This window comes from Polynucleobacter sp. 35-46-11, from assembly GCF_002281105.1.
Map to the genome: position 1 here is coordinate 1 of NZ_NCFJ01000344.1, position 2,765 is coordinate 2,765.

2 protein-coding genes and 1 pseudogene are annotated in these 2,765 nt (G+C 48.0%); 1 reads left to right on the forward strand and 2 read right to left on the reverse strand.

The features are described 5' to 3' along the window. Both B7Y67_RS14620 and B7Y67_RS14625 read right to left on the reverse strand, forming a co-directional pair. Positions 1 to 871: lysylphosphatidylglycerol synthase transmembrane domain-containing protein (locus B7Y67_RS14620; RefSeq protein WP_293599269.1), on the reverse strand; the 871-nt coding region annotated here is incomplete at its 3' end. Positions 872 to 919: 48 nt separating this feature from the next. Next, the gene (locus tag B7Y67_RS14625) at positions 920 to 2,416 is read right to left on the reverse strand and encodes a glycosyltransferase family 39 protein (RefSeq protein WP_293599270.1); all 1,497 of its coding nucleotides are present in this window, start codon (positions 2,414 to 2,416) and stop codon (positions 920 to 922) included. Positions 2,417 to 2,463: 47 nt separating this feature from the next. Here B7Y67_RS14625 and B7Y67_RS14630 point away from each other — a divergent pair. Further along, positions 2,464 to 2,765 (forward strand): annotated as a pseudogene (locus B7Y67_RS14630) (hypothetical protein); the annotation flags it as partial.

The window sequence follows — 2,765 nt, forward strand, 5'->3', positions numbered from 1 at the left end:
AGAGAAGGCTGAGTGCAGGCAAGCCAATCATGAGGGCTTCAATAGGCGCATCCACTCCATAGGCTTTAAGACAGAAGAGCAGCGTCAAAATTGTGAGAGCATGAATGCCAATTGCAAATACAGCTTGAGCGATATTCATGGGCCAAGAAAAAGCGAGCTTAATTCCTGGGAGGGCATGGCTCATTTTGAGGCGATCTAATAATTTTTGTAGCAAGTTGCAGCTCGGACCCCAGGCTAAAACGGCAGCAATAAATAAACCAGCAAAAACCATGATGCCTGTGACGGCGTAACCCAAGTCTGTTCCCCAGGCGGCCAAAGTAGCGCCACCCAAAATGAGGCCCAGTCCACCCAGTAAATTGTTTCCTGCCAAGCCAAGTAGGCGATCTACTAGCACCATAGAAAAACTCAGACGCAATTTAGGTGTTGCGTGCTCCAAGTCTACCGAGTGATGAAGCTCCTCATCTAAGCCTTTTTCTTCAGTCAATTTGCCGCTGCTACTTAAATGGGTGGCTGTAATAGCGCGATAACTATCCCCACCAAGAGTGCTTGGTAGTCCCTGATTGATGAGTCCGCCAGCAAAATAGAGTGCTACAAAGTTAAGGAGACTTCCTTGAAACCCAACTTTGCGCATTAAAAATCCCCAGCGCAGTCCACCACATATAAATGCCGAGAGCATCGTGAATACCGCAGCTAAAAACCACCAAGGCTGCATCCGAATTTCAGAATTGAATAGGGCGTGCCAATCAATTCCGCTCGTGGCCTTCCAGAGGAGTGCGACTGACAAAACAATACGAATGGTGGGCCAAGCCCGTTTGAGGATTGCTTTCCACCCAGATGTGGCTTTTGGGGTGGCTTGGGGTTGTGAACTCATAGGCATAAGGATAATGCCTATGGCTCCTAAGGTCTTGAATTTGGGGAATTAACGTGCTGTACCAGCGTCCTGCCAGTTGCGACAAAGACTGTAGTCAAATTTGGATAAAACCTGCCCAAACCGGATGATTTCTAGGTTGTCCAGGGGTTCGCAGAGCTCAAAGGCGGGGTTTGCCCCAACAGGCGGCTTAAAAGTCATGCCCGACCAATTGATTACTAAGGCGTTCGCACCAGCTGGTAATTGCCCAAACCAGAGGTCAAACTGATCCTGACGCTGGTCCAATACAAAGACTGGTACTGGTTGCGCATACCAAGCAGCCCGACTACCCAACGTCCAGTTTTGTACTGCAATGCCGTTTGCTTTAGTGGCTTGTGCCAATTGAGCTGCTTTTTCGCCTGCAATCTTCCATCCGTAGAGGTCAGCAATTGGATTGGACTTAAGGGCTGCCGTATTCATGCCTCCCGATAAAACATAGCCAAAGCCTATTAAGCAAATGAGTAGTTGCCCAACAAATAAGATGCGTATTGCCATGCGATGTTGCATGGCCCATGCCTTGGCTAGACCAATGCCGGCAAATGGCGCTAGACAAAACCACGCCGGGGTAGTCCAGTGGGGGAGACTGCCGCCCCCAGAAAGTGAAGCAAAAATCATGAAAGGGATCATGAAAAAGCTCAGCAAAGCAAAGATAAGGAGCTTGTGGGAGTGAAGGCAGTGCTTAATATATGTATAGCTGCCTAAAAGTAATAGCGGCCCAAAGCAGGCAATCTGAATACCAATGAAGGCGCCAACTCTACGCCATGCCCAAGTGCCACCACTACCATGGGCAATTTGGTACTTGAACGAGATCCAATCATTGATCCAGTTCCAATAGAGTACTGGGCTAATCACAATTAAGGCAATTGCTGCCGCTATCCAAAAACCTGCTTTAGTAATCCAAGGTTTCTTTGGTAAGGCCAAGAAAACAAAGAGCAGGGCAAATGCAGTAAACGCGGCGGTGTATTTGCTCAGACCTGCTAGGCCCAGTAGCAAGCCAGTAATAATCCAGTCAGAAACAGTGAAGTAATCATTTTGGATCCAGCGCAAAGCCATCAACATTAAACCCAGGCTTAAGGGTGCGAGCAAGGTGTCAGGCAAAAGACCGATTGCTAAAACATGAGGTAGTGGCGCTGCAATGATTGCTAACACAGCCATCAATCCACATAGATTGGCAGAAGGTAGGGCGGTGGTTAGGTAACCCGCATTACGTCCCTGCATCAGGTGATGAATTTCAATAGTTACCTGATATACCAAGAAAGCAGAAAGTACCCAAAGCAATTCCGGAATGAGGCGAATAATCCCTTCGGATGAAGTGAGGGCAACTAATGGCCACTGGATCCAGCCAACTAATGGTGGATGATCAAAGTAACTCCAGGCAAGATGTTTTGCATATAAAGCGTAATGCGCTTCATCAACAGAGAACTCAATCGAGAAGCCAAGGGCAAAGTGCAGCGCCGCAGCGATACAGATGCTGATAGCGGCCCAGCTTGAGGGGGATTGATGGCGCATCAGGCAATTTTAGACTTAGCACCCCATTCTTTGGGACAATTCTAGGGATGTTTACAAAAACTGGCTTTCGATCCCTGCTGCTGTTGACTGCTACAGCCATCTCTTTGCTTGGCTGTGCAGGCTTCACTGGGAATTCCATTGAGAATGAGGCTGGTCAAGCATTTAACGTAGATCAGTTGCCGGCTCAGGAAGATTTGCCGAAATTTTCTGCTGATAGACCAAGAAATGGCATGCCAGATGGTTGGCATTTTTACCACATAGCGCCTTACAAAAAGAACACGATTTACCGGTTGGAGAATTATCAAGGTCGCACGGTGCTCGCTGCTAACTCTAAAACATCGGCATCTGG

Bases quoted from the DNA above. Each gene is read 5' to 3' on its own strand.
- B7Y67_RS14625 (WP_293599270.1), bottom strand. From the start codon at position 2,416: ATGCGCCATCAATCCCCCTCAAGCTGGGCCGCTATCAGCATCTGTATC.